Origin of the sequence: Lacihabitans soyangensis, assembly GCF_024343775.1 — a bacterium.
Classification (GTDB): Bacteria; Bacteroidota; Bacteroidia; order Cytophagales; family Spirosomataceae; genus Leadbetterella; species Leadbetterella soyangensis.
On record NZ_RJUF01000182.1, the window covers coordinates 15,054 to 37,668 of the forward strand.

The 22,615-nt window shown below is 35.6% G+C and carries 21 protein-coding genes; 7 read left to right on the forward strand and 14 right to left on the reverse strand.

Going from position 1 to position 22,615, the window contains the following annotated elements; all coding sequences use genetic code 11:
• Positions 1 to 143: 143 nt before the first annotated feature.
• Together EGI31_RS20450 and rodA are read left to right on the forward strand one after the other, a co-directional pair.
• Entirely contained in the window at positions 144 to 2,102 is a 1,959-nt protein-coding gene (locus tag EGI31_RS20450) for a peptidoglycan D,D-transpeptidase FtsI family protein (protein ID WP_255039022.1), read from the forward strand.
• Positions 2,102 to 3,376 carry a rod shape-determining protein RodA gene (gene rodA / locus EGI31_RS20455; RefSeq protein ID WP_255039023.1) on the forward strand — a complete coding sequence of 425 codons (1,275 nt, stop codon included), beginning with the start codon at positions 2,102 to 2,104 and terminating at the stop codon, positions 3,374 to 3,376. The genes EGI31_RS20450 and rodA overlap by 1 nt, the downstream gene beginning before the upstream one ends.
• Here rodA and EGI31_RS20460 read toward each other — a convergent pair.
• The 3 genes from EGI31_RS20460 to EGI31_RS20470 all read right to left on the reverse strand — a co-directional run bounded on the left by EGI31_RS20460 (position 3,373) and on the right by EGI31_RS20470 (position 5,077).
• Entirely contained in the window at positions 3,373 to 4,092 is a 720-nt protein-coding gene (locus tag EGI31_RS20460; protein ID WP_255039024.1) for an alpha/beta fold hydrolase, read from the reverse strand. The two genes, rodA and EGI31_RS20460, sit on opposite strands and share 4 nt — an antisense overlap.
• Entirely contained in the window at positions 4,089 to 4,628 is a 540-nt protein-coding gene (locus EGI31_RS20465) for a phage holin family protein (protein ID WP_255039025.1), read from the reverse strand. Before EGI31_RS20465 ends, EGI31_RS20460 begins: the two co-directional genes overlap by 4 nt.
• A gap of 92 nt (positions 4,629 to 4,720) precedes the next feature.
• Positions 4,721 to 5,077, reverse strand: coding sequence for a hypothetical protein (locus EGI31_RS20470; protein ID WP_255039026.1), 357 nt, complete (start codon positions 5,075 to 5,077; stop codon positions 4,721 to 4,723).
• Between the two features lie 221 nt (positions 5,078 to 5,298).
• Here EGI31_RS20470 and EGI31_RS20475 point away from each other — a divergent pair, with 221 nt between their 5' ends.
• Positions 5,299 to 6,021, forward strand: a complete 723-nt coding sequence (locus tag EGI31_RS20475; RefSeq protein ID WP_255039027.1) for a DUF11 domain-containing protein — start codon at positions 5,299 to 5,301, stop codon at positions 6,019 to 6,021.
• A gap of 315 nt (positions 6,022 to 6,336) precedes the next feature.
• On the opposite strand, the gene EGI31_RS20480 is transcribed toward EGI31_RS20475, so the two are convergent.
• Complete coding sequence (locus tag EGI31_RS20480) at positions 6,337 to 6,678, reverse strand: hypothetical protein (RefSeq protein WP_255039028.1); 342 nt, start codon at positions 6,676 to 6,678, stop codon at positions 6,337 to 6,339.
• 696 nt (positions 6,679 to 7,374) lie between these two features.
• On the opposite strand from EGI31_RS20480, the gene EGI31_RS20485 reads away from it, so the two are divergent.
• The 3 genes from EGI31_RS20485 to EGI31_RS20495 are packed head-to-tail and all read left to right on the forward strand — an operon-like array spanning position 7,375 to position 12,289.
• The gene (locus tag EGI31_RS20485; protein ID WP_255039029.1) at positions 7,375 to 8,274 is read left to right on the forward strand and encodes a class I SAM-dependent methyltransferase; all 900 of its coding nucleotides are present in this window, start codon (positions 7,375 to 7,377) and stop codon (positions 8,272 to 8,274) included.
• Between the two features lie 8 nt (positions 8,275 to 8,282).
• A complete protein-coding gene (locus EGI31_RS20490) occupies positions 8,283 to 10,778 on the forward strand; it encodes a putative glycosyltransferase family protein (protein WP_255039030.1) in 2,496 nt (831 codons plus the stop codon).
• A 20-nt stretch (positions 10,779 to 10,798) separates the two neighbouring features.
• Positions 10,799 to 12,289 carry a polysaccharide biosynthesis C-terminal domain-containing protein gene (locus EGI31_RS20495; protein WP_255039031.1) on the forward strand — a complete coding sequence of 497 codons (1,491 nt, stop codon included), beginning with the start codon at positions 10,799 to 10,801 and terminating at the stop codon, positions 12,287 to 12,289.
• On the opposite strand, the gene EGI31_RS20500 is transcribed toward EGI31_RS20495, so the two are convergent.
• From EGI31_RS20500 to EGI31_RS20530, 7 genes are all read right to left on the reverse strand, one after another.
• Positions 12,278 to 13,348, reverse strand: coding sequence for a TDP-N-acetylfucosamine:lipid II N-acetylfucosaminyltransferase family protein (locus EGI31_RS20500; RefSeq protein ID WP_255039032.1), 1,071 nt, complete (start codon positions 13,346 to 13,348; stop codon positions 12,278 to 12,280). The two genes, EGI31_RS20495 and EGI31_RS20500, sit on opposite strands and share 12 nt — an antisense overlap.
• Before the next feature lie 4 nt (positions 13,349 to 13,352).
• Entirely contained in the window at positions 13,353 to 13,970 is a 618-nt protein-coding gene (locus EGI31_RS20505) for an acetyltransferase (protein ID WP_255039033.1), read from the reverse strand.
• A gap of 55 nt (positions 13,971 to 14,025) precedes the next feature.
• Complete coding sequence (locus tag EGI31_RS20510; RefSeq protein ID WP_255039034.1) at positions 14,026 to 14,925, reverse strand: Gfo/Idh/MocA family protein; 900 nt, start codon at positions 14,923 to 14,925, stop codon at positions 14,026 to 14,028.
• Positions 14,922 to 15,500 (reverse strand): acyltransferase, encoded by a 579-nt coding sequence (locus tag EGI31_RS20515; RefSeq protein ID WP_255039035.1) that lies wholly within the window; start codon positions 15,498 to 15,500, stop codon positions 14,922 to 14,924. The genes EGI31_RS20510 and EGI31_RS20515 overlap by 4 nt, the downstream gene beginning before the upstream one ends.
• Positions 15,490 to 16,626 (reverse strand): DegT/DnrJ/EryC1/StrS family aminotransferase, encoded by a 1,137-nt coding sequence (locus EGI31_RS20520; protein WP_255039036.1) that lies wholly within the window; start codon positions 16,624 to 16,626, stop codon positions 15,490 to 15,492. Before EGI31_RS20520 ends, EGI31_RS20515 begins: the two co-directional genes overlap by 11 nt.
• Positions 16,627 to 16,758: 132 nt before the next feature.
• Positions 16,759 to 17,469 (reverse strand): DUF5672 family protein, encoded by a 711-nt coding sequence (locus EGI31_RS20525; protein ID WP_255039037.1) that lies wholly within the window; start codon positions 17,467 to 17,469, stop codon positions 16,759 to 16,761.
• On the reverse strand, positions 17,466 to 18,602 hold the full coding sequence (locus tag EGI31_RS20530) for a glycosyltransferase family protein (RefSeq protein WP_255039038.1): 1,137 nt from the start codon (positions 18,600 to 18,602) through the stop codon (positions 17,466 to 17,468). The genes EGI31_RS20525 and EGI31_RS20530 overlap by 4 nt, the downstream gene beginning before the upstream one ends.
• A gap of 114 nt (positions 18,603 to 18,716) precedes the next feature.
• On the opposite strand from EGI31_RS20530, the gene EGI31_RS20535 reads away from it, so the two are divergent.
• The gene (locus EGI31_RS20535) at positions 18,717 to 19,478 is read left to right on the forward strand and encodes a glycosyltransferase family 2 protein (RefSeq protein ID WP_255039039.1); all 762 of its coding nucleotides are present in this window, start codon (positions 18,717 to 18,719) and stop codon (positions 19,476 to 19,478) included.
• Here EGI31_RS20535 and bshB1 read toward each other — a convergent pair.
• The 3 genes from bshB1 to EGI31_RS20550 form a co-directional block, all read right to left on the reverse strand.
• Positions 19,461 to 20,180 carry a bacillithiol biosynthesis deacetylase BshB1 gene (gene bshB1 / locus EGI31_RS20540; RefSeq protein WP_255039040.1) on the reverse strand — a complete coding sequence of 240 codons (720 nt, stop codon included), beginning with the start codon at positions 20,178 to 20,180 and terminating at the stop codon, positions 19,461 to 19,463. The genes EGI31_RS20535 and bshB1 overlap by 18 nt on opposite strands.
• Positions 20,180 to 21,397 carry a peptidoglycan DD-metalloendopeptidase family protein gene (locus EGI31_RS20545; protein ID WP_255039041.1) on the reverse strand — a complete coding sequence of 406 codons (1,218 nt, stop codon included), beginning with the start codon at positions 21,395 to 21,397 and terminating at the stop codon, positions 20,180 to 20,182. The genes bshB1 and EGI31_RS20545 overlap by 1 nt, the downstream gene beginning before the upstream one ends.
• 79 nt (positions 21,398 to 21,476) lie before the next feature.
• Positions 21,477 to 22,613 carry a glycosyltransferase family 4 protein gene (locus EGI31_RS20550; RefSeq protein ID WP_255039042.1) on the reverse strand — a complete coding sequence of 379 codons (1,137 nt, stop codon included), beginning with the start codon at positions 22,611 to 22,613 and terminating at the stop codon, positions 21,477 to 21,479.
• Positions 22,614 to 22,615: the final 2 nt, after the last annotated feature.

The following is a 22,615-nucleotide window of genomic DNA, read 5'->3' on the forward strand; positions in this document are numbered from 1 at the left end:
CAAATTTAATATTTTTACTTGGACGACTTAAGCTTTTGGATTTTTTTTGAAGGTATGGTGACTTCTTTATAAATGAAAATGCTAAAAATCAGCTTTTTATCCAAAATTGTAAATTCTTGGTGATTTTGTAAGATTATAACAACATGCTCAAATATTTTTTATTGATGTTTGTACAAAAATCATCCAAAATTTTCGGAACTTTGGGGTGTAATTTTGTCCTCATTACATTCATGCTCGAAAGTAGAAAACCAGTTATTTTAATATTCTTTTATTCTATAGGTATCATCTATATCCTTAGATTATTTTATTTACAAATATTAGACCCCAAGTATCAGTCTTTAGGTGCTTTGAATTCCATTCGTCGAGAAATAAATATACCACTTCGAGGGCAGATTTATGACAGAAATGGTAAGCTTATTGTGGCCAATGAAGAGGTTTACGACGTATATGTAACCCCCAAGAAAGTTGTAAATTTTGACACCACTTCGTTTTGTAAATTATTTAACATAACAAAAGGGTTTTTAGATAGCACACTTACAGCTGCCAGAGAGTATTCCAAAGACAGACCCTCTCTCTTTCTGCGTCAACTGACCAAAGAAGAATATGCAAGCGTAGTAGATGCCATGATTCAGTATCCAGGCTTTACCTTCGAGCAGTCGTTCTTTAGAACTTACCCAGGTAAAACAATGGCAAACGCCTTGGGATATATTGGTGAAATTCCCCAAAAGAAATTTGAGGAACAGGAGGAAGAATATTACAGAAAAGGAGATTATATTGGTCTTTCGGGTTTAGAAAAATATTACGAGAATGAACTTCGAGGAATTAGGGGCGTGAAGTTTACTTTGATGAATGTGAAAGGTGAGGAGAAAGGTCAATACAATGATGGCAAATATGATACTTTAGCAGTTATTGGTCAAAACCTTTACACCTCAATCGATCTAGAACTTCAACAGTTGGCGGATACGCTGTTTAGAAACAAAGTAGGCTCGGTTGTGGCTATCGATCCTTCCACTGGAGAAATATTGGCCATGGGTTCATACCCAACCTATGATCCAAGTTTATTATCAGGTAAGCAATTTTCGAAAAATTACGCAGCACTTAGCCGAAATCCTGATAGACCACTTAACAACCGTGCAATTTCGGCCTTTTATAGACCCGGTTCAACTTTCAAATTGGTTCAAGCTGCTATAGGTTTAGAAATGGGCGTTATAACGCCAAGAACTTCCTTTGTTGGTTCTCCAACAATGTTCGCTTATCACAGTGGCACCTATGAGGCAGCCAATCTTTACAACGCAATTGAGAAATCAAGTAATCCATATTTCTATAATGTTTTTAGAAAAATTATAGCCAATAATAGTGAGACCAGCCCTTTTGCACAAGCTAGGGTAGGTTTAGAGACTTGGGGCGAGATTGTTTCTAAATTTGGATTTGGTAAAAAATTGGGAATTGATCTTCCATCAGAAACCAAAGGAGTACTACCAGATGTCAAAAGATATGATAAAGTTTATGGAAAAAATCAGTGGAAATTTTCAAATATCTATTCACTTAGTATTGGGGAGGGTGAATATGGGGTAAATGTACTTAAACTTGGAAACCTCTGTGCCACATTGGCCAATAGAGGTTATTGGTTAACACCTCATTTGGTTAGAAGCACTGGAGTTAGTAAGGATAATATCAAGGGCTTCAAAGTAGAAACCCACCGCACCGGCATAAGTCCGAGACACTTTGAAGAAGTAGTGAAGGGTATGGGCTTGGTGGTATCTAATGGTACTGGTAGGTCAGCACAAGTTGAAGGAATAGAGGTATGTGGTAAAACCGGAACATCACAAAACAAAAGAGGCAAGGATCACGCGATATTCATAGCATTTGCACCAAAATATAAGCCTAAAATCGCCATAGCAGTTGTAGTGGAAAATGGAGGATTTGGTGGCGTGGCCTCAGCTCCAATCTGTGGACTTATGATAGAACAATATTTAAAGGGTAAAGTGTCAAGGTTGGCCTACAAAGAACAGGTTTCAAATACCCGCTGGACCACCGTAGCAGCATCGTCTTCTAGTAAATCTTTAGAACCGAAAAGCACACCTGTAAATACTAAAAACTGATGGCAAAAGAGATAGATATAAAACAAGGAATAGACTGGACTACCATCTGGATTTATGTGGCTTTACTTTTGGTAGGCTTAATGAATATTTATGCGGCTGTTTACAACGTCGACAATCCGAAACCAATTTTTTCATTAGAACACAATGCTGGAAGACAAATCCTGTTCATGTCTGTGTCTTTTATGCTTATTTTGATTATACTTTTCGTTGATTTTAAAGTCTACGATACCTTTGCATATATATTTTATGGCATCTGGATAGTAGTCTTGATAGGGACGATTTTTCTGGGCAGCGACATTAAAGGTTCTAAGTCTTGGATTAAATTTGGTGCCTTTTCGCTTCAACCAGCTGAGTTTGCCAAAACCTTTACGGTAATGGCCTTAGCCAAGTATCTGAGTACGATGGGGGTGAATGTATCCAAAATGAAGTATGCCGTGCGTGCTGCTTTGTTTATTTTTGTTCCACCAATCATTATTATTCTACAAAAAGAAACGGGTTCTGCACTAACCTTTGCAGCACTTATTATAGTCCTTTATAGAGAAGGCCTTCCAGGTGTTTATCCGGCTCTTATTATATCCTTTATCGTCTTATTGATATTGGCCTTAATTTTTCCAAACTGGGTGGTTGTTTTGGGTTTGGCTTTGTTTGGGGTATTGTTTTGGTATTTGTTCTTGAAACGTTATGAACGCAACAAACAGAACCTTCAACGGGTAATTGGATTATTTATTTTGTTTTCAGGGTTTGTTCTTACAGTTGATTTTATCATCAATAATGTTTTAGCACCACACCAACAAAAGCGTATTAAAGTATTGGTAAACCCTGATATTGACCCTTTGGGTGCCGCTTGGAACGTTACGCAGTCAAAGCTTGCCATCGGCAGTGGCGGAGCAATCGGAAAAGGTTATTTGAAAGGTACCCAAACAAAGTTTGACTTTGTGCCTGAGCAATCCACCGATTTTATTTTCTGCACAGTGGGTGAGGAGTGGGGCTTCTTCGGCAGTTTCGTTTTGCTTGGTTTGTATTTTATTTTACTTACTCGTCTGCTCAGTTTAGCGGAAAAACAGAAGTCTAAATTCGCTCGAGTTTACGGTTATGGTGTGGCCAGTATTTTATTCTTCCATATTTTAGTAAACATAGGTATGACAGTGGGTCTTATGCCCGTGATTGGTATTCCGCTTCCATTCGTAAGCTCCGGAGGATCTTCCTTAATGTCGTTTACACTTTTACTTTTTGTTTTTCTGAAGCTGGATGCTCACCGAAGTTATAAGGTTTAAAAGGAAGACAGAAAAGAATTGATGAACTGAGCACATATTTTTGGACTTTCGAACATACCTGCGTGGCAAATGTTGTCCATTAGCAACAGATTTGGTCTCTGCATTCTTACGGTTTGGTCTAAAGCATCTTTGTAATTTACAAAAGTATCTTGTTGGCCAAGTATTTGAAAAATTGGAAATTTGAAGTCACTGATGTTTTCTACGTGGCTTTGTCTACTTTTCATAGCTAAGGTAGACGCAAGCAGAGCTTCATTAGGGATTTTACTAAACTCCTCAATGTTTTTTTGTATGAAATCACTGTTGCTGGCCTTGAATTCCTCCGTAAACATGTTTGGATAAAAATGTTTTATGAAGAGATTCGTGTCGTGTTTTATCAAAAACTGAATGGTTTTATCCCTGTTTTCCTTTTTTTCTTCGCTGTCGGCAGCCACCGAGGAGTGAAATAAACCAAGGCCCAGAACCATTTCGGGGTATTTATGGCAAAATTCAACAGATATATAACCACCCATGGAATGACCTATAATTACCGCCTCGTTTATTTTTTTCTTGTCCAAATAATTCTTCAACCAATCGGCGTACTCGGGTATGGAGAAACAATCTTTCTTTTCCGAGAAGTCAGGAAAGTGATATTGGTTTTGAGGATTTAATAGTTTTGTGAATTCCGACCAAATTGATGCATTCTCACCAAAACCATGTAAAAAAACGATGTTTTTCATTTTTTAAATATATCTTTAATTTTCTCCTTTCTAATTTGATTATTCTCTTTTCGAATTTTCTTTTTCTTGATTTTTGCCCTGCGGTTGAAAAGCTTTTTGAGCCCAATGAACAAGAATACCATGGCTACCACTGCAAACAAAACAGCAAGTTGGAGTAAAGCAGGCACAAACGCTAAAGCCGAGGCAATTAATAAAAATACAAGACCTATCTTTAAACTGTCATTAAAAACTGGATTCCGTTTAATTGGCTTCAAATTAACTTTCTCGGTAGATTTTTCTGATATTGTAGTTTCACCGGCAATCTGACTTGTTTGTATTTTCGAGTTGTTTCTGATTCTATTGACACTTACAGGGTAATGTTTAATTTCCGACGCAAGACTTTCTATTCTAAGTTCGTTAGAATTGTTGGCTGTAACTTCTTCAAATTCGGGTCCTAGTTTTTCTGTTAAAATAGGATTTTCAGATACAAGAGGCTGGCTAGCATTTCGAGTTTTTGTAGTGAATGTTTCTCGCGTAGATCGCTGAAAGCCGCCCATTTTTTTATGACATGAAAGTAGAGAGAGACAAAAAAGTACAAATAAGGTAAGTCTTAACATGAAAAATATTTTAATGATGCAATTTACTACGTTTATTCTTTGCTTCTATTGTCTTTTACTATCAAAAAAAAGTCATTGTCAAGTTCTAAGTATCCATAATCGTATACAAACAAATAAACTGAGCCGGCCTGAGTTTTTCGTTGATGAGTGATAAAGTTAAAGTCAAAACCCTTCTTATTTAATGTAGCTCTGGTTGTTTTTTGTTTTTCTTCAGGGCAGATTTCTTCTAAAATTCTTCTATTTTTTTTAAGAATGTTGTTGATATTGCGAACATAATTTACATCTACAGCCTTTAGCTTATTATTGAAATTATTGCGGCACATATCAGAGCAAAACTTTTTGTCTACTCTTCCTAAAATGATATTTCCGCATTCCGGGCAGTTTTTCATTGTTTTTACGGATTTTTCGAACGACAAAATACAAACTTTGAATTAATAATTGGATGAATTACCATAATTTTTACAATTCAACAAACTTCGTGAAGCACACTATTCTCTTCGTTTTATAACCTTTGTCGCTCAAATGTATCCGTATAATAATTTTTGGCATACTTCTTGACCATAACAAACAAGTTCCTAATAAGAAAATGATTCTTTCAAAATAAGATATTATGCTTAAGTATACTTCCCTAATCACATTGCTGATCCTCCAGCTTTCTTTCGTTTCGTTTGGACAATCAAACATTGATTTGTCATTAAGATCCTCTTCCGTTAGCCAAAAGGTTGAGATTGGAACCGAAGGTACCATTACCTTTACCTTAGAAAATCAGGGCTCTGCAAATGCGAGTAACATAAAGGTTTTTATCAACATACCATATTTCCCACCTTTCGTAAAGTTCGTTTCTGCAGTAGGTTCGAAGGGTTCTTTTGATGTTGCTACAGGTATATGGTCATTGCCTGGTTTAATTGGTCAAGAGACTGCAATCTTAACCATGAAATATACACCAATGGAATATGGAGTGTGGTATGCCGAGGGAGAAGTTTATAGTGTAAATGAGGTAGATTCTGATTCATCACCGAACAATGGTCTAGATACCGAAGATGATTTCACAAGGAGTTGTTTTACAATGCCCATTAAGGTATCTGGATCTTCGTTCGGCGGTAGACAAATTATTCTTGAAGATTCTAAAATTACAAATGTAGTTTGGAGGAAAGGCGGTCAAGTGATTCAAAACCAAAATGCTAATACCCTTTCAGTTACGTCAGAAGGTAGTTATACATTTGATAGCCCAACCTTTATTTGCCCTAGCCAGGGTTGTTGTCCTTTTATTTTCGAACAAGGTACCCAAACCCTTTGTTGCGAGCCTTTGGAGTATTTTTTTACCAGGAAATAATTTAGCAACATATCGTTCCTTGCATTTTCAACGAAGTCATTCTTCAATTTAAGAATATGCTAAAATTAGGACATTGATTGGTTAAACTGAAACTGATAATTTTATTATTGTGATTCTTCAAAAAAAATGACCTTGTGGTTTATTGCTAATATGTTTTAAACCGTACTTTTCTGGTTAATCTCTCGTTTTGTTGGTCTTAATAATTTTATACCGAATTTTAATGCCTCACCTCAACTATACGGGTATTTAGGAAGATTATAAATTCTGTAATTATAAGATTTTAGTCTTTCAAGATTTTCATTGTTTGGTTTTTCTTTAAAGACTATAATCGATAAATGCTGATAGGGAATTATTGTTAAAACGCATAAATAGGTCATTCAGTTTTCTTTTTATGGCCTGGAAGGTTTTTGATTGATATTTTTGCTCCCATTGCAGAATTACAGCCCTTGCAGTAAGTGTAGGGAGACCTAGTCCGACCGCCATTTTTTTAAACTCTCGCAACGAAATTTTAAATACATAGTTTCCAACTGATTCGTAAGAATACTGATTTTTCCAAATTCTCTTCATCAAGGAAGTGTTTATTCTGTATAGGATATTTCTGACAAAAGAAAGTGCGGGAAAGGAAATACCAATATCATTTGGTTCTATAATTTTCACCCCATTTTTAGCTGTTCGAATTAGCTCCTAAAACCCAGTAGAAGGTCTCGAAAAATGATAATAAGCTTCTGTACAGCATACAGAATAAATTGAATTATTTTCAGAAGAAATTTTCTCCACATTCTGAGTGGTTCATTCGTCTATTAATCCCAAAGGAATGTTATCTTCCACAAGTGTTTTGTGCTCAAGTCCGATGCCATAGTACATTCACCTTTTTTTCTTCATGTAGGCGGCACCTACGTCCGAAAATTCCCCGACCTTAAATCATTTTTCGCCTTTAATATTAACGGGTCAATGTTTTTGAAAAAAGTCATTTTGAAATGATACGGAGGATGTGTTTCATCAAAAAGTATTGAATTGTATTTTTTACCAATCCCTCCGTCTATTAAACCTTGGTGGCTAAGAACTTTCAAAGTTAGATATTGGTATTTTGGGTTTTCTTTCAGAACAATGTCGATATTTAATGATTTTTCTAAACCTTGCTTACATAGGTAACTAAACAGGTTATGTACTTCAATCGGCTTTATAATTTCAATTGGAATTTTGCATTTTTAAGAAAAATTGACTTCAAAAACCACACTTATCCCGTGATATTTTGAATTTTATTGTTAATCTCGTTTACTTATTTCTAAATTTGGTCAAGTTTTTGGTATTACTAATTCGTAGCAACCAAAAACTAGTACTATTTTCCTAAGAATGCAGTTAATTAACAAAGAAAATTCGGAGTTTTATTCTTCAAAGACTGGCTTGCCTATTCATGTCTTAGAAGAAATGTATGTTTCAGAATCTAAGTTCCATGAAGAGATTTTAGCCGAAAATGACTTTGATAGGAGAACCGCACTTTATGAGTATATTTATACCAAGTCAGCCAAGGCAACAGCACCTTACTTAAAAGAATATTTCTTTGACTTAATAGATGCGAAAAAATTAATTCTAAATATTTACAAAAAGGAGTTCGAGGGAAAGTCTATCATTGATATTGGTTGTGGCAGTGGTGCTTTTTTGTATGTGGTTGCACAATCAGGACTAAGTTATAAAACCCTGTATGGATTGGATGTAAAAGCTCCGACTTTTCCAAAGGATGCCTTCTCGGAAAACATCAAAACCATTCAATCGAGTATTATAAAATTCTCTGTGCCTCAACAATTTGAGGCCGCTATGTTAGATAATGTGTATGAACATATAGTCCCAGCAGACAAAGCTTTCTTTTTAAAATCACTGTCAGATAGTTTGGTCATTGGTGGTAAATTGGTTTTGATTATTCCTAGTAGACTTTTTGGCCCGGCGGATTGGACATTGCTTGTAGATAGAACTTTTTCAGGGAATTTGGAAGCAACCTGTCTACATGTAGATGAAACCACTTTTAAAGAAACGATGGATAATCTGGAGAAGTATGGTTTCGGTAACTTTAAGTCACCCATTCCCTTTATTGCTTTGAATCCATTAAAACAAATATTCCCAAATTTCAGGTTGCCAAGTAGTTTTTATGCTGCCATTGAGGATTCTTGGTTGATGAGATTATTGAAGAAAATTAAGTTTAGGGGTAAATCCTTGTTCCGTATGGAAGTAACAATTATTGCTGAAAAAATAAAATAATTATATAGATGAAAAAGTTGATTTTCAACAAATCCAATTTAAACCATTTATTCGTAGCTGTGTTTTTTGCATTGCTTTCTGTTGGTTTTATGAGTCCAATTTTGAGTGGTAAATCTTTACTTCAAAGCGATACCTACCAAATGAGAGCCGTACAATCCGAAATTCGAAAGTTTTCTATCGAGAACAACAACGAGTACACAGGTTGGACCAACAGCATGTTTGGTGGGATGCCTACCTACTTTGTGGGAGGGGACTACTCCGAAGGTATATTTGTTAAGCTCCAGCCATACATATATTATTTGTTTACCCAAGATGGTACATTTATATTTCTATATTTGATTGGTGCGTACCTACTTTTAATTTCTTTAGGTGTTGGAGTTTTTCCCGCAATTATGGGAGCCATAGGTTATGCATTTTTCTCCTATAACATACTTATTATTGAGGCAGGGCATTTGGCGAAAGTCTACGCTTTGGCTTTTGTGCCTTTGATGCTTTCGGGTCTTATTTGGGGTTTCAGAGACAAGCCGTGGTTGGGTGCTGCAATATTCAGTTTGGGTTTAGGATTGGAATTAAACGCCAACCACTTTCAAATAACCTATTATTCTGCTTTTATCATCATTATTTTAAGCATTTTTGAAGTCGTAAGGGCTATTAGAAACAAGAAATTGGGTAATTTTATACTGGCTTCTGGCTTATGTTTGACTTTGGGTTTGTTGGTAATTGGTACTAACACCTCAAGACTTTGGACATCAAACGATTATGCCAAATATACCATGCGTGGTGGAAGTGAGTTAAGCGATAACGGCAGTAGTACAAAAGGTCTTGAGAAAGATTACGCTTTTGAATGGAGTTACGGCAAATTGGAATCTTTTTCGTTTTTAATACCAAATTTCTCAGGTGGTGGTTCAGGAGAATTGGACAAAAATTCAGAGTCTTTCAAGGCACTTACGTCTTTAGGCGTGGACTTTGAACAAGCTCAACAATTCGTAAAAAGCTTACCGACTTACTGGGGTGATCAACAGTTTGTGAGTGGCACAACTTATTCCGGAGCAATTTTATTATTCTTGTTTCTTTTAGGTCTTTTTTATGCTAACGAAAGATACAAATTACCGTTTTTGGTAAGTGGAGTGCTTTGTTTGTTTATTTCATGGGGAGGAAATCTAGGATTGTTCAATAATTTATTGTTTGATTATTTACCCTATTTTAATAAGTTCAGAGCTGTGAGTATGATTCTAACATTATTCCAGCTCTGTGTAGTAGCTATTGCGGCTATGGGTCTTCATACCATTATTACCAACAAACCTATATGGAGTGATTTTAAAAAGCCTTTTCTTGTTAGTTTGGGTATAGCTGGGGGCTTATGTTTGATTTTCGCTGTTGTGCCAGGTATTTTTAACTTTACATCTACGAAAGATGCCCAGTTTAAAGAAGTGCTTGGACAAAGTTTTGGAAATAATCAAACCGCCGTAAATCAGGTTTACAATGCTCTCTTGGCTGATAGAGAATCTCTAATGAGTTCGGATGCCATAAGAAGTTTAATCCTTATCTTAGTAACAGCCTTGGTGCTATGGCTTTATGTCAAAAACACTTTGAAAAATACGACTATCGTTGGGGCTTTGGTTGTGATTTTGGTATTGTTTGACCTTTGGTCGGTCGACAAGAGATATTTAACAAAGGATGATTTTCAGAAGAAACCTGACGCTATTGATAATTTATTTTCTCCAACGGCTGCAGATCAACAGATATTGCAAGATAAGTCCTTGTCTTACAGGGTAATAGATGTTAGTTCAAGTCCTTTTACCAATTCCTTAACTTCGGTTTATCATAAATCTATAGGTGGGTATAGTGCAGCAAAACTAAGTAGATTTAATGACCTCATAGAACAGCAGATATCGAAAAACAACATGGGAGTTTTGAATATGCTGAATACCAAATATTTTATTGTGAAAGGTCAAGACGGTAACCCAACTTCTCAGCTGAATCCGGCAGCACTGGGCAACGCATGGTTTGTGTCTGACCTGAAAGTTGTGAGTGGTGCTAAGGAGGAGATGAAAGCTCTTGATAGCCTGAACCCCGCAAAAACATTAGTGGTTGAGAAAGCGTTTTTAACAGACCTGGGTAACACGAAACCAGCGAGTGACCCGACGGGCAGCATAACTTTAACCAGTTACAGTCCAAAACACTTGGAATATAACTTTGAGAGTGAAAAAGATCAGATTGTGGTGTTTTCTGAAGTTTACTATAAAGGAAACGTGGATTGGGTTTCAACTATAGATGGTAAACCAGCCAAGCATATCAGAGGTAATTATTTGTTGAGAGCCATGGCCGTACCGGCAGGGAAACACAAAATAGAATTTACCTTTGATCCAGTATCTATAAAAGTGGGTCAAAAATATGACCGCAACACCTCAATAGCCTGGGTTGTTTTAGTATTTGGTTCTTTGTTTATGCATTTTAGGGAGATAGGAAAAAAGGAAGAGACTAAAGATAATTCGAAAAACTAACAAGGCTCAAACAGCAAATAATGGGTATTATAATCCGTCAGAGTATTAAATCAAGTGTAGGCTATTATTTGGGAGTAATACTTGGTGCAGTTAATACCCTTTTCATTGCAACACATTTTTTATCAACTGATCAACTAGCAGTTTCAAGAATATTGCTTGAAAACAGTTTGATTTTTGCGGCATTTATTCATTTGGGGGCCCCACATATTAGCGATAAATTTTTTGCTAGATTTAAGGATGAAGCTAAAGGGCACAATGGGATATTGGGTTATTTGATGCTTTTCCCATTAATTGGTTCACTTTTATTGTGTTTAATTTTCTTTCTATTTAGGCAAAATATTCAGGAGATTTATGTGGCAAAATCGCCTTCAATTGTGCCTTTTCTTTGGTTGAGCCTGCCAATGTCATTCTTCTGGGCTTTCATTATGATTTTGGAAGCCTACTCCAGAGCAAACAATCGTATTGCATTTCCAACTTTTTTTAGAGAGGCTGTTTTTAGAATTCTTAATATAAGCTTGATAATTGCTTTTGGCCTAGGTTGGATTAGTTTTGAAGCCTTTCTATATTTAAATGCAGGGGCAATATTTCTAATAATTATTGCACTGATGATTTACCTAAAAGTGTTAGATAAACTTTATTTGAATTTCGGATTTTTGAAAATCAAAAAAGAGCTATTTTGGGAAAGTGTAAAGTTTGGAGGTTTGGTAATAATCGGAGGTTTGGGCGTAAATCTGATTCTCTTTCTGGATAGAAACATTATTGCACAAAAAATTGGTACAGAGGCGGTTGCAATCTTTTTAGTAGCTTCATATATAGCTTCTACCATTGAAATTCCCGCCAAAGCCGTTAAGCAAATTTCAGGGCCAATTTTATCGGAGTATATTTTTAATTCTAATCTAAAAAAAATAGATGAGCTATATAAAAAGTCGGCCCTCAACTTAATGATTATCGGTGGTATTATGTTTGTTTTGGTCAGTATAAATATTGAAGCTTTATTGGGTGTTTTACCCAAAAGTTCAGTTTACACCCAAGGAAAGTGGATTGTTATAGTAATTGCTTTTGCGAAATGGATTGATATGAGTTTGGGCCTCAATAATGAAATGATTTCTTATTCTAAGCATTATAAGGTGAATACCTTGTTGATAATACTCATGGCTGGCTTGGTTGTTTTGTTAAACTATTTACTTATACCAATGTATGGTTTATTGGGTTCAGCAATTGCCACTGGTTTGGTTACATTGGTTTCTAGTTTTGTTAGACTATTTTACGTTAAGTATAGATTTAATCTCAATCCCTTCTCTTTAAAAGAACTTCTGTTGGTTTTATTTTTAATTTTACTGATGGTTTTGGGTTCTATAATTCCAAGTTTTGGGAACTCAAAAATCCAGTTGCTTTTTAATATTGGGATAAAGTCTTTACTGGTTTTGTCAATTTATTTCTATGTATTGATAAGATACAGAATCTCTGAAGATATTTCGTCTTTGTATAATAAACTGAAATCAATTATTTAGAACCTCTGAAATAATTTTGGAAGTCTTTTGATGAATATATTCTTTGCCAAAGAATTTTTCCACCAACAGTCTGTTTGTTTCTTTGTTCTCTAATGTTAGTGTTTTCAAGCCATTTAGGTCCTCGAGCGTAGAGACTTTAAATTCTTTTGAGATTAGGAATTTATAGATATTAGATTTTTTGTTGAGATATAGGTGTGAACCATTAAAAATTAGTTTAACAATATTGCCTAGAGCTTGCTGCCTGATATGAGGCATTACACTTATTTCACATGTATTTAAAAGCTCTACATAATCACCAAAAGGCATAAATCCCGTTAATACTTCTGCCTTATTTCCTAATTTTTCCTTGGCATACTTTTCTACGGCTTTGCTATTAGTTTTGTCACCATAGCTAACGGGAATTATTACTTTTCTGTTTGCAAGTTCTAATGTCGAAAGTATGTCAATAGCTTCGTAATGATTATTAGTATATTCAGCTGAATTGCCAAGCAGAATGTTATTACCTTCATTAAATTTAGTAGGTAGTAAATTTATGAAAATAGGGTCTAAATAATTCAAATGATAACTATTTGCCACTAAACCATAATGTTTCTTCAATTCAATATCGTCGCCCGGTGCTAAAGTTATGACATTTTTTATTTTTTTTATGCAACTTATTTGCCTTTGAAACATCGTTTGATAGTCAAAAAGAGTGGGGCTAATTATTCGAACACAATTTAATAAACCCTTATAAAATCCTTTTGAAAATTCATTGAGGAATCTATGCTTTTTAGTCTGAGGCATTAAATGAAGGTTAAAGTACCTTCCAAGTTGAAAGGCGTCTGCTCCCCAAATGGTCCAAATGATTTTATCGACCTCAAAATATTTCCCACTTAAAAGGGGAGCATATTCTCTCCTTAAAAAATGAATGATAATAAGGTCAAAGGATTCTCGTAAATTAAACAGGTCAATATCAGAATATGTAGAATAATAGTTTTCATAATTGTTGATTTCATAAGTAGCTTTTACGTAATCTATGAAATTACTTCCATCAATTATATGCAGTATTCTTGCTCCCAACTGATTACAATGATTTAATTATCTTGCCAGGGACGCCTACAATGAGTTTATTGTCGGGTACGTCGGAGGTGACAACAGTACCTGCTCCAACTATTACATTATTTCCGATTCTTATTTTTGGCAGTATCGTACAATTTCCGCCTAAACTACATAGATTTCCAACCTTAACTTTGCCCAAAAGTAAAGCTCTTGGTGAGATTTCTGTGAATTCACCAATTTCTACTTCGTGATGTATTTGGGCCCCAGTATTTATCAAAGTACCTTTTCCGATGTTTGTTTCTGGTCCAAGGTAGCAAAGGTTCATTAAATCGAACTCTTTGTTTATTAATTGGGAAGAATGAACACTTTTGTTAGAAATAACACTTGAAAGATCACCGCCTAGAGATTTAAATTTTTCATACATATTCTTTCTATGAATCGGATTCCCAATACCCAAAACGAAGAAAAAGTTGGCAGGGTAAATCTCTTTAAGCATAGTTTCGTTCTTTACGACGGGAAAACCTCTGAACGAAGTCAAAGATGGTGTGATATCGTCATAAAAATATATTGGATGAGGATAATTGTCTTGTAACAAAACATCCAATATCTCAAGAGCATGACCACCCGCACCAATTACTAGCATTTATTTCAAATTTATTTCTTAGAAACCCATTACTTATATTCAAATCTAAGTCTTCTTATCCCTTCTTCTTTCTAATCTCACTAACTATTTCTATAGCTTTCTTTGTTTCAATAACTCCAAATCCAACGCCTTCCAGAATATTTTGATAGCTATGCGTATGAAGTTCGGTAAAACCGTCAGAGAACTCTATTTCTTCTCCTTCCATATTCAATGTCCTGAAAGTTCGTTTTCCTTGTAATCTGACATCTTCAGGTATTTGGTTATAATCGATGCTTAAGAACCAGTTTACGTTGGCTTTTTCTAGAACCAAATGACCTTCTGCGAGGTCATCAGTATGTCTAATCACATTGTTTTCTTTAACATCACCAAATATCCATGTGAGCATGTCAAAAAAATGAACTCCGATGTTGGTGGCTATTCCCCCAGACTTTTGAATTTCCCCTTTCCAGCTGCGGTGATACCATTTACCACGAGAGGTAATATATTTTAGGTCAACATTGAATACCTTATCTTTTGGGCTGTTTTTTACTTTTTCTCTTAAAGCTATGATAGAAGGGTGAAGTCGCAACTGTAGAATAGTATATATTTTTTTGCCAGTTTCTTTTTCAATTTCTACGAGAGAATCAATATTCCAAGGGTTTAGAACTAAGGGTTTTTCGCAAATCACGTCACAGCCAGATTTTAACCCAAACCTTATGTGAGCGTCGTGCAGATAATTGGGCGAACAAATACTTACATAATCAATCGGATTTCCCTGTCTGCGTAATTTATCGATGTGTCTGTCGAACCTTTCAAATTCTGTAAAGAAATCGGCATTTGGAAAATGACTGTCCATTATTCCAACACCGTCATATGGATCAAAGGCCGCTACAAGGTCGTTTCCTGTATCCTTTATGGCCTTCATATGTCTTGGAGCGATGTAACCAGCAGCTCCTATAAGTGCAAATTTTTTCATTTTATTTTTGTAACAATCCCGTTCTCTAATTTATACTTTTCCTTTGATTCCAAACAAACGGCCAATCCTTCTTTATCAAAATTGAGTTTATGACCATACTCGCTCATCCAGCCTGTTTGTTTGGCAGGATTGCCTACCACCAACGCGTATGGCTTTACATATTTGGTTACCACAGCACCAGCTCCAATAAAAGCATATTCTCCTATATCGTGCCCACAAACAATGGTGGCATTTGCCCCAATTGAAACCCCTTTAGAAACCCTTGTTTGCGTATATTGACCCCGTCTGTTTACTGCACTTCTTGGATTTATGACATTGGTGAAAACCATTGAAGGTCCAAGAAAAACATCATCTTCACAAATCACACCCGTGTAAATTGAGACGTTGTTTTGGACTTTCACATTGTTGCCAAGAATAACTTCTGGTGAGACCACAACATTTTGCCCTATGTTGCAGTTTTGTCCAATCTTACTACCCGACATGATATGAGAGAAGTGCCAAATTTTGGTTCCTTCACCGATTTCACAGTTTGCATCAACAATAGCACTGGGGTGAATATAAACGCTACTTTCCATTAAAAAATGATTTAATGGAGTCTGTAATATAGTTCAATTGTTCGAGGTTCATTTCCGTATGTATTGGCAAAGATAAAACTTCCGAACAAAGTTGGCTTGAAACCTCCAAATTACCAACGATTTTGCCTAAGTTTTCAAATGCTTTTTGCTTGTGTAAAGGTTTTGGATAGTATATCATAGCAGGAATCTCCTTCGATTTTAGATAATCCTTCAAGTCATTTCTTAGATTATTCTTGACCTTTATGGTATATTGATGAAAAACGTGTGTAGAATTGGCTTGCCTGTAAGGAATCTCTAAGTATTCTATTTGACTTAATTCTTTGTCATAATGATTAGCTACTAAATTTCGTCTTAAGGCAAAATCATCCAATTGTTGAAGCTTTACCCTTAAAATAGCAGCTTGAATTTCGTCCAATCTTGAATTTATACCAATGATATCGTGCACGTATTGGACTGATTGACCATGATTGGCTACCATTCTCATTTTTTCGGCTAGTTCCAAGTTATTTGAAAAAACAGCACCACCGTCACCATAACATCCTAAGTTTTTGGATGGGAAAAATGAGGTAGTTCCAATATCGCCGATGCAACCAGCTTTTCGGCTTTCTCCATCACTGAATCGATATTCAGCTCCGATAGCTTGAGCGGTATCTTCAATTACTTTCAGGTTATTTTTGCCGGCTAATTTCATAATGGGTTCCATATCTGTACATTGCCCAAATAGGTGTACAGGAACAATAAGCTTTGTTTTTTCAGTTATAGCTTCTTCAATAATGTCAGCCGTGATATTGAATGTTTTTTGATCAACATCCACCATAACTGGTGTTAAACCTAGTAAACCTATTACCTCTGCAGTAGCTACGTATGTAAAGGCTGGTACAATTACTTCATCACCAGGCTTCAAATCGAGGGCCATCATGGCTATCTGCAAAGCATCAGTACCGTTACCGCAAGCAATCAATTTCGCAACGCTCAGATATTCAGCCAATTCGTTCTGGAAGGCATTAAAATTATGACCTTTAATAAATTGACTTTTTTGTATGGTTTCAAAAATAGCATGGTCAATGTCTTCCTTTAGTCTAAGATATTGCTGCTTTAAATCTACCATTTGGATGCTGTAGTCCATTTTTTCTATTGAGGTTAAATATTTGAGTGATTCTACACTCTAAACTTCATGCAAAAGTATGAAATTTGATAAACGATTTTTTAGTTTGTTCGCATTTAAAGAAGTGAATTATTTACAAAATACTTATGAAGTTCATTTTATCCATTGTTTCCAAAACTCAGGGTCGTATTTCTCCCAAGCATGTACTCCAAAAGGTAACTGGTGTTTTGTGATTTCAAAAGCTTTTCTGGGTTCCATTTCGAAGGCAAAATAAAGGGCTTCTAAAGCCTTTGGTCTTCTAAAAAATGGATTAAGGAAATACAAGAATAATCCCCAAAACATATCTTCGTTTTTTACGAAATTCTTTAATAATGGCATAAATATCAGGCAATTCCTATAATGGCTTTTTACTTTTCTTAATGATAATCCTCCATTTCCAACTCGGTTTACGAAATAAGGACTTAAGTCAAACTTTGGTTTGCCCCTGGTCAAAGGAGGCTTTGATATCCATGGTGCTCCAATATAATCATAACCTTTATTACACCATTTTTCAAGAGCATCTTCAAATACCCAAGCGTCGAGTTGGTAAATCAGTATGTACTCGTAACTAAAGAATTGTTTGTAAAAATTAGGCGAAAGCATAAGGGCACTATATCCGTCAATGGAGTTGAAATAGGTGGGTTCAAAGCCAATCCATTCAAAATTTGGGAGGATTTTTTTATAGTTTTCAAGATTCAAACTATACGGTCCAAATAATATAACTTTATATCTTCCGAGTATATTTTTAACTTGAATCAAAGATTTCTCCTCGCTTTCAGATAGAACTTCTTTATATATTGGTATAACGACTGCTACTTTCTTCAATTCTCTATAAATTTATCTCTTACTGGTTTTAACTTTGACTCCCATGTAAAGTTTTCAATGGCATATTTATTCATTACGAGGTGATAATTCGGGAATTCTTTGAGTTTCTCAACGAAGTTCACAATCAGATTTACGTCAATTGCCTCATCAGATGCTGGTAGTTTTAATATGAAAGGGTAGCCGTCAGGGAAACCGAAATCATCATGCGATGCCATAAATGGCAGACCTCTGGAAGCAAATTCTCTGGCTTTTAAAGCGGAAGCATGGCTTAAGTTCACCCTATGTAAGCCTAAAACGCCGACACCCATTTGGCACTTGGCAAACATTTCAATGAGCTCATTTCCACTTAAGAAACCATGGAATTTTACATAATCGGATAAATTGTTATCTTTGGTTTGCTTTTTCAAGTCTTCCAAAACATCTCCATTGCCTACCACATGAAGTATGACTTTTTTAAGAGGGTTGGTTATGACATAATTTGATATGCCAGCAATTAGTCGGTCAAAGCCGTGCCAACTTTGAACGTTTGCGAGCCCTAATAAATTCAAGATGCCGTCTTCGGCATGCTGTGGTTTAATTGGGCCGAATTTTTCGACATCGATGCCATTATCTGTTTTGATAGTCGGAATATCAAAAATGGTATCATGGAGTGAAATAGTGACTATTTGATCAATGTACTTTTTGAAAAAAGGAGTACAGACTTCGTCGATTTTTTGTTGAATTCTTAAGCTAAAACTCAGTTTGTTGTTTTGATATTTATATGGATATGTAGGTAACTCCATATAAATTTTGATACTCGGGTTTTGTTTTTTTATGCTTTTCAGCATCCATAAAAAAAGTGGGTTTGTCAGGAAATGTCTAATGTAAACGAAATCATATTTTTTTACATCTATTGCCGATAAATAACCAAAATATAGAAATTTAAGAAAGTCGATTTTAGATTTGCAGAAGCTTTGTATATTTTGATTTTTGCCCTCAATTTTAATGGTTTTGTTTTCAAAATAAAGAACATCTGTGGCCAATCCTAAGTTATTAAAAGCTTTAGCCTGTGCAAAAACTTTGTTTTTTATGCCAGAGTTAGCAACATTTCCAAAGTTCATTTTTGTATAAAACAATAACCTCTTCTGATCCATTATTTGATTGTTATTATTATTTCGACCTTGTTTTATGAAATAATAAAGGATTTGATTCTATTTGAAATAAGCGTAAAATTAACCAATTTTGGAGGAATTTACTAATCGTAATCAATGCCTTTAATCTCTATTATAACCATTACCTACAACGCCCAAGATTTCCTTGAACGAACGCTGGATAGTATTCGTAGGCAGACGAGTTCTGATTTCGAATATATTTTGATAGATGGTGGCTCCAAGGATGGTACCATGGCAATAGTTGAGGCGAATAAGGCAATGTTTTCGGTAATAGTATCTGAAAAGGATAAAGGCCTTTACGATGCCATGAATAAGGGTTTAAGAAAGGCAAGTGGCAATTATGTTTGGTTTATGAATGCTGGTGATGAAATTGCTGAATTCGACGCCATCGAGAAGTTAAAAACATTGATACTTAAAAATCCAGATATTATCTACTCCGACACCATGATGGTTGATAATTCGGGAGATTTGATTGGGCTTAGAACGGAAATTACCCCGCATAAAATTCCTCCGAGCCTTTCATGGAAGGCCTACAAAATGGGCATGTTAATTTGTCATCAATCCTTTATAGCGAGGAGGTCAATAGCCCCAAGCTATATTGAAAATAACTTGAGTGCGGACATCGATTGGGAAATAAAATGCTTGAAATCATCTAAAAGTAATCTGCCTTACCCTGGTATTTTGGCCAAATATTTAGAAGGTGGAACGTCACACCAACAACTTTTTAAATCTTGGAAAGATAGATACTTGGTACTAAAGACACATTTTGGTTTTTTTTCAAATCTATGGAATCATTTCAAAATTATCCTGAGAGCAGATATTTTTAATATCTTCAGAATCTCAAAGTATATCAAATAGGTCATTGACGGCTATGGTTTTGGTCTTCGTGTAACCTTCACCATATTTAACACCGATTTTATGCCCCATTTCTCTAGAACGAGCCTCTACGAATTCGATGAATTCTAGCGAAGATATATAACTTGCAGGTTCAGGAGAATTTGGATCAAAAAACTGGCTCTTAAATGCTTTAATAGAAGCTACTTTTTTATCCCATTGTGCCGTTATATCTACAACAAAGTCAGGTTCAATATACCTGTCTTGTATGTAGTGGAATAAATTCTTGGGTCGCCACGCTGCTTGCTCTTCGCCATTCTGACCAACAGTTTTTATCATCCGTAAACCACTGTAAAAACAAGCATCTACGGCAAGTTGAGCAGCTCTTCCGTGGTCTGGATGTCTGTCTTCAACTGCATTAGCAAGCACTATTTCTGGTTGATATTTTCTAATTGCTCTAATTACTTCGAGTTGGTGTGCTTCATCATTTTTAAAGAATCCATCTCTTAAACCTAGATTTTCTCTTGCACATAGTCCAAGAATCTGTTTCGAATCTTCAGATTCCTGTAGTCTAATTTCTGCGGTACCTCTTGTTCCCAGTTCACCTTTTGAAAAATCAACAATAGCTACTTTTTTACCTAGTGCTATTTGCTTAAGTATTGTTCCTGAGCAACTTAGCTCCGCATCGTCAGGGTGAACAGCAAGAACCAATATATCAACTTTCATTATTTTACTCTAAGTTTTAGGCCGACATATAGCTTTTTGTAGGCACTTATTTTATTTAATCTGCAAATTTCACCAACCGACGAATGAAACTTTCTAGATATTTCTGTTAAATTATCTCCATGTCTAACGGTGTACCAAACTTTCTTTTCAACCTTCACTGGCACCTCTTCCTCATCGTCTATTTCTTCCTCTATATCTTCCACTACACCACTGCTTTGCACCGAGCTCGGTTCGGAAATTATGCTATTTGGACGAGATGAACCACCCCTTAAATAATCAAAAACTTTGGGAGACAAAACAAACTCCGAGCTGCGAAGTTCCATCGGGTTGTTTTTGAAATTATAAATATTTTCAGGGTCAAACTGATTGCCTTCAAATCTGGTTTCGTAATGCAGGTGAGAACCCGAACTTCTTCCGGAGTTTCCGCCACGGCCAATCTCTTCGCCCGCTTTTATAAATGTGCCAGGCTCGTAATTAAATTTTGACAAGTGACCGTAAAGGGTTTCAATGCCATTATAGTGTCGTAGTATAATGGTTCTACCATAACCAGAGTGTACACCAGAAATCCTTACGACCCCATCAAATGGAGCATAAATTTTATCGCCTGTTTCAAGGTCTAGATCAGTGCCTTTGTGCCATCTGCGATTTCTCCAGCCAAAATGTGACGTAACCACACTTTTGTCTAATACGGGTGACCAATTTCTTCCTTCACTTACATTATAAAGTGTGATCGGTACCACTTCTTCAAATTCTTTGGGGTTTAAACCGTAAGGATTCAGACTTTTCGTATCCCAAACGGAGTAGTACGAGGCTATTTCCACCATATTATCAGCACCTTGAAATTGGGCATCCTCTTCAATTTCTACGACCAATAGTTCTCCCTCGTCAATGCTTGAAGTATCCTCGTGAACAATCTGATTTAGTTCTCTCAAGGGTTCTATTTTTATCCCCTCCAAGCTCTTTTGAGTGGCATTTTCGGTATTGGAAACTTTATTTGTTGAACTGTTTTCGTATTGATTGGAAAATCGCAGTTTGGGTTCATCTTCAAATTTAAAATCAAACTCGTCACTTGATTTCTGATTAGGATTCTTAGTGTTAGTATTGGTAGTTTTGTTATTTTTTGGAATTTTCGGAGCATTTAGCTTTCCCTTTTCTTGTGAAAAGGCCGAAAAACTAACCATGACTGATAGAAGAGTAATATTTAAAAATAACTTCATTTCATTTGCTTTATATATACAACTTAGCGAATCAAAGATTATTACTGATAAGCTAACAAAAATGTCAATTTTTAAGAAATTAACATTTTTCAATAATTTCATTTATAATAGTCTCAATTTTTTTTATCGAAATATTGAAACCATAGTTGTTCAAGACTTTATTTTTGGCATTTATTCCAAGTTTAGTAATCTTTTCAGTGTCAAGTTTTATTATTTCGCCAGACATTTGTGCTACATCGAGATAATCGGCTTTGTAACCACAAGTTTCATCAATAAACTCATCGGCTCCGCCCGTATTCTTGAAACCGAAAATAGGTTTTTCTGAAAGGGCAGCCTCCAAAACAACCAATGGGAATGGATCTTCCCGAGAACTCACCAAAAATACATCACTGGCGTTGATTATCTCCACAGCTTCCTTAGTTGGACTTATCCATTTTATGGCAGCTGAAACACCAAACTTATTTGCATCGTACGTCAGTTGATCAAAATGTTCTCCTTCATTCGGAATACCAATCCATAAGAAACCATATTTATCACTATTCTTAAGGGTTGCGGCAGCTATTTGAAGAAAAATATCTGGAGCTTTTCTCCAATCTGCATTTCCGCAAGCACAAATCCATATTTTGTCATTCGTCAGTTCATATTTTGTCCGAATGGCAGCCTTATCTGACTTCTTGCAAATATCAAGAATTTGGTCATTTTCTACAAATGAATGAACAACGCGTAGCTGGTCCGAGGCTTTGTATAAAGAAAGATTATCCGCTACAGCCTGCGAACATGCAATTATCTTTGTAGAAAAATTGAATAACAATTCCATCGAATTCGTCGGTCCATATTGTGCTATGGAGTACTGTAACTCGTGAATATGACTGATAATTGGTGCAGAAAACAAGGAATTGAGTTTTGGCAATAAGTCAACACTGGCAATGGTGTTAAGATAAATTAAATCAATTTGATGCTTATTTTGAATTATTTCTAAAGCTGTTTTTTTGCTTCCCAAAAATGACTTTTTCTTAGGCTTGGCGGTCTGGTTTAGAAAATAAACTTCAAATTGTGACTCAAGCTCACCTTTTAGATTACCCCAATCGTTGATTATTAAAAGAATTACCTCGTAGCCCTTAGCCTTAAAGTGCTTCATGACGCTCAATAAAAAAAGTTGAGCACCCGCCCTGTTGGCATCGTGACTAACGAAAAGTATTTTCTTTAATTTACTCAATA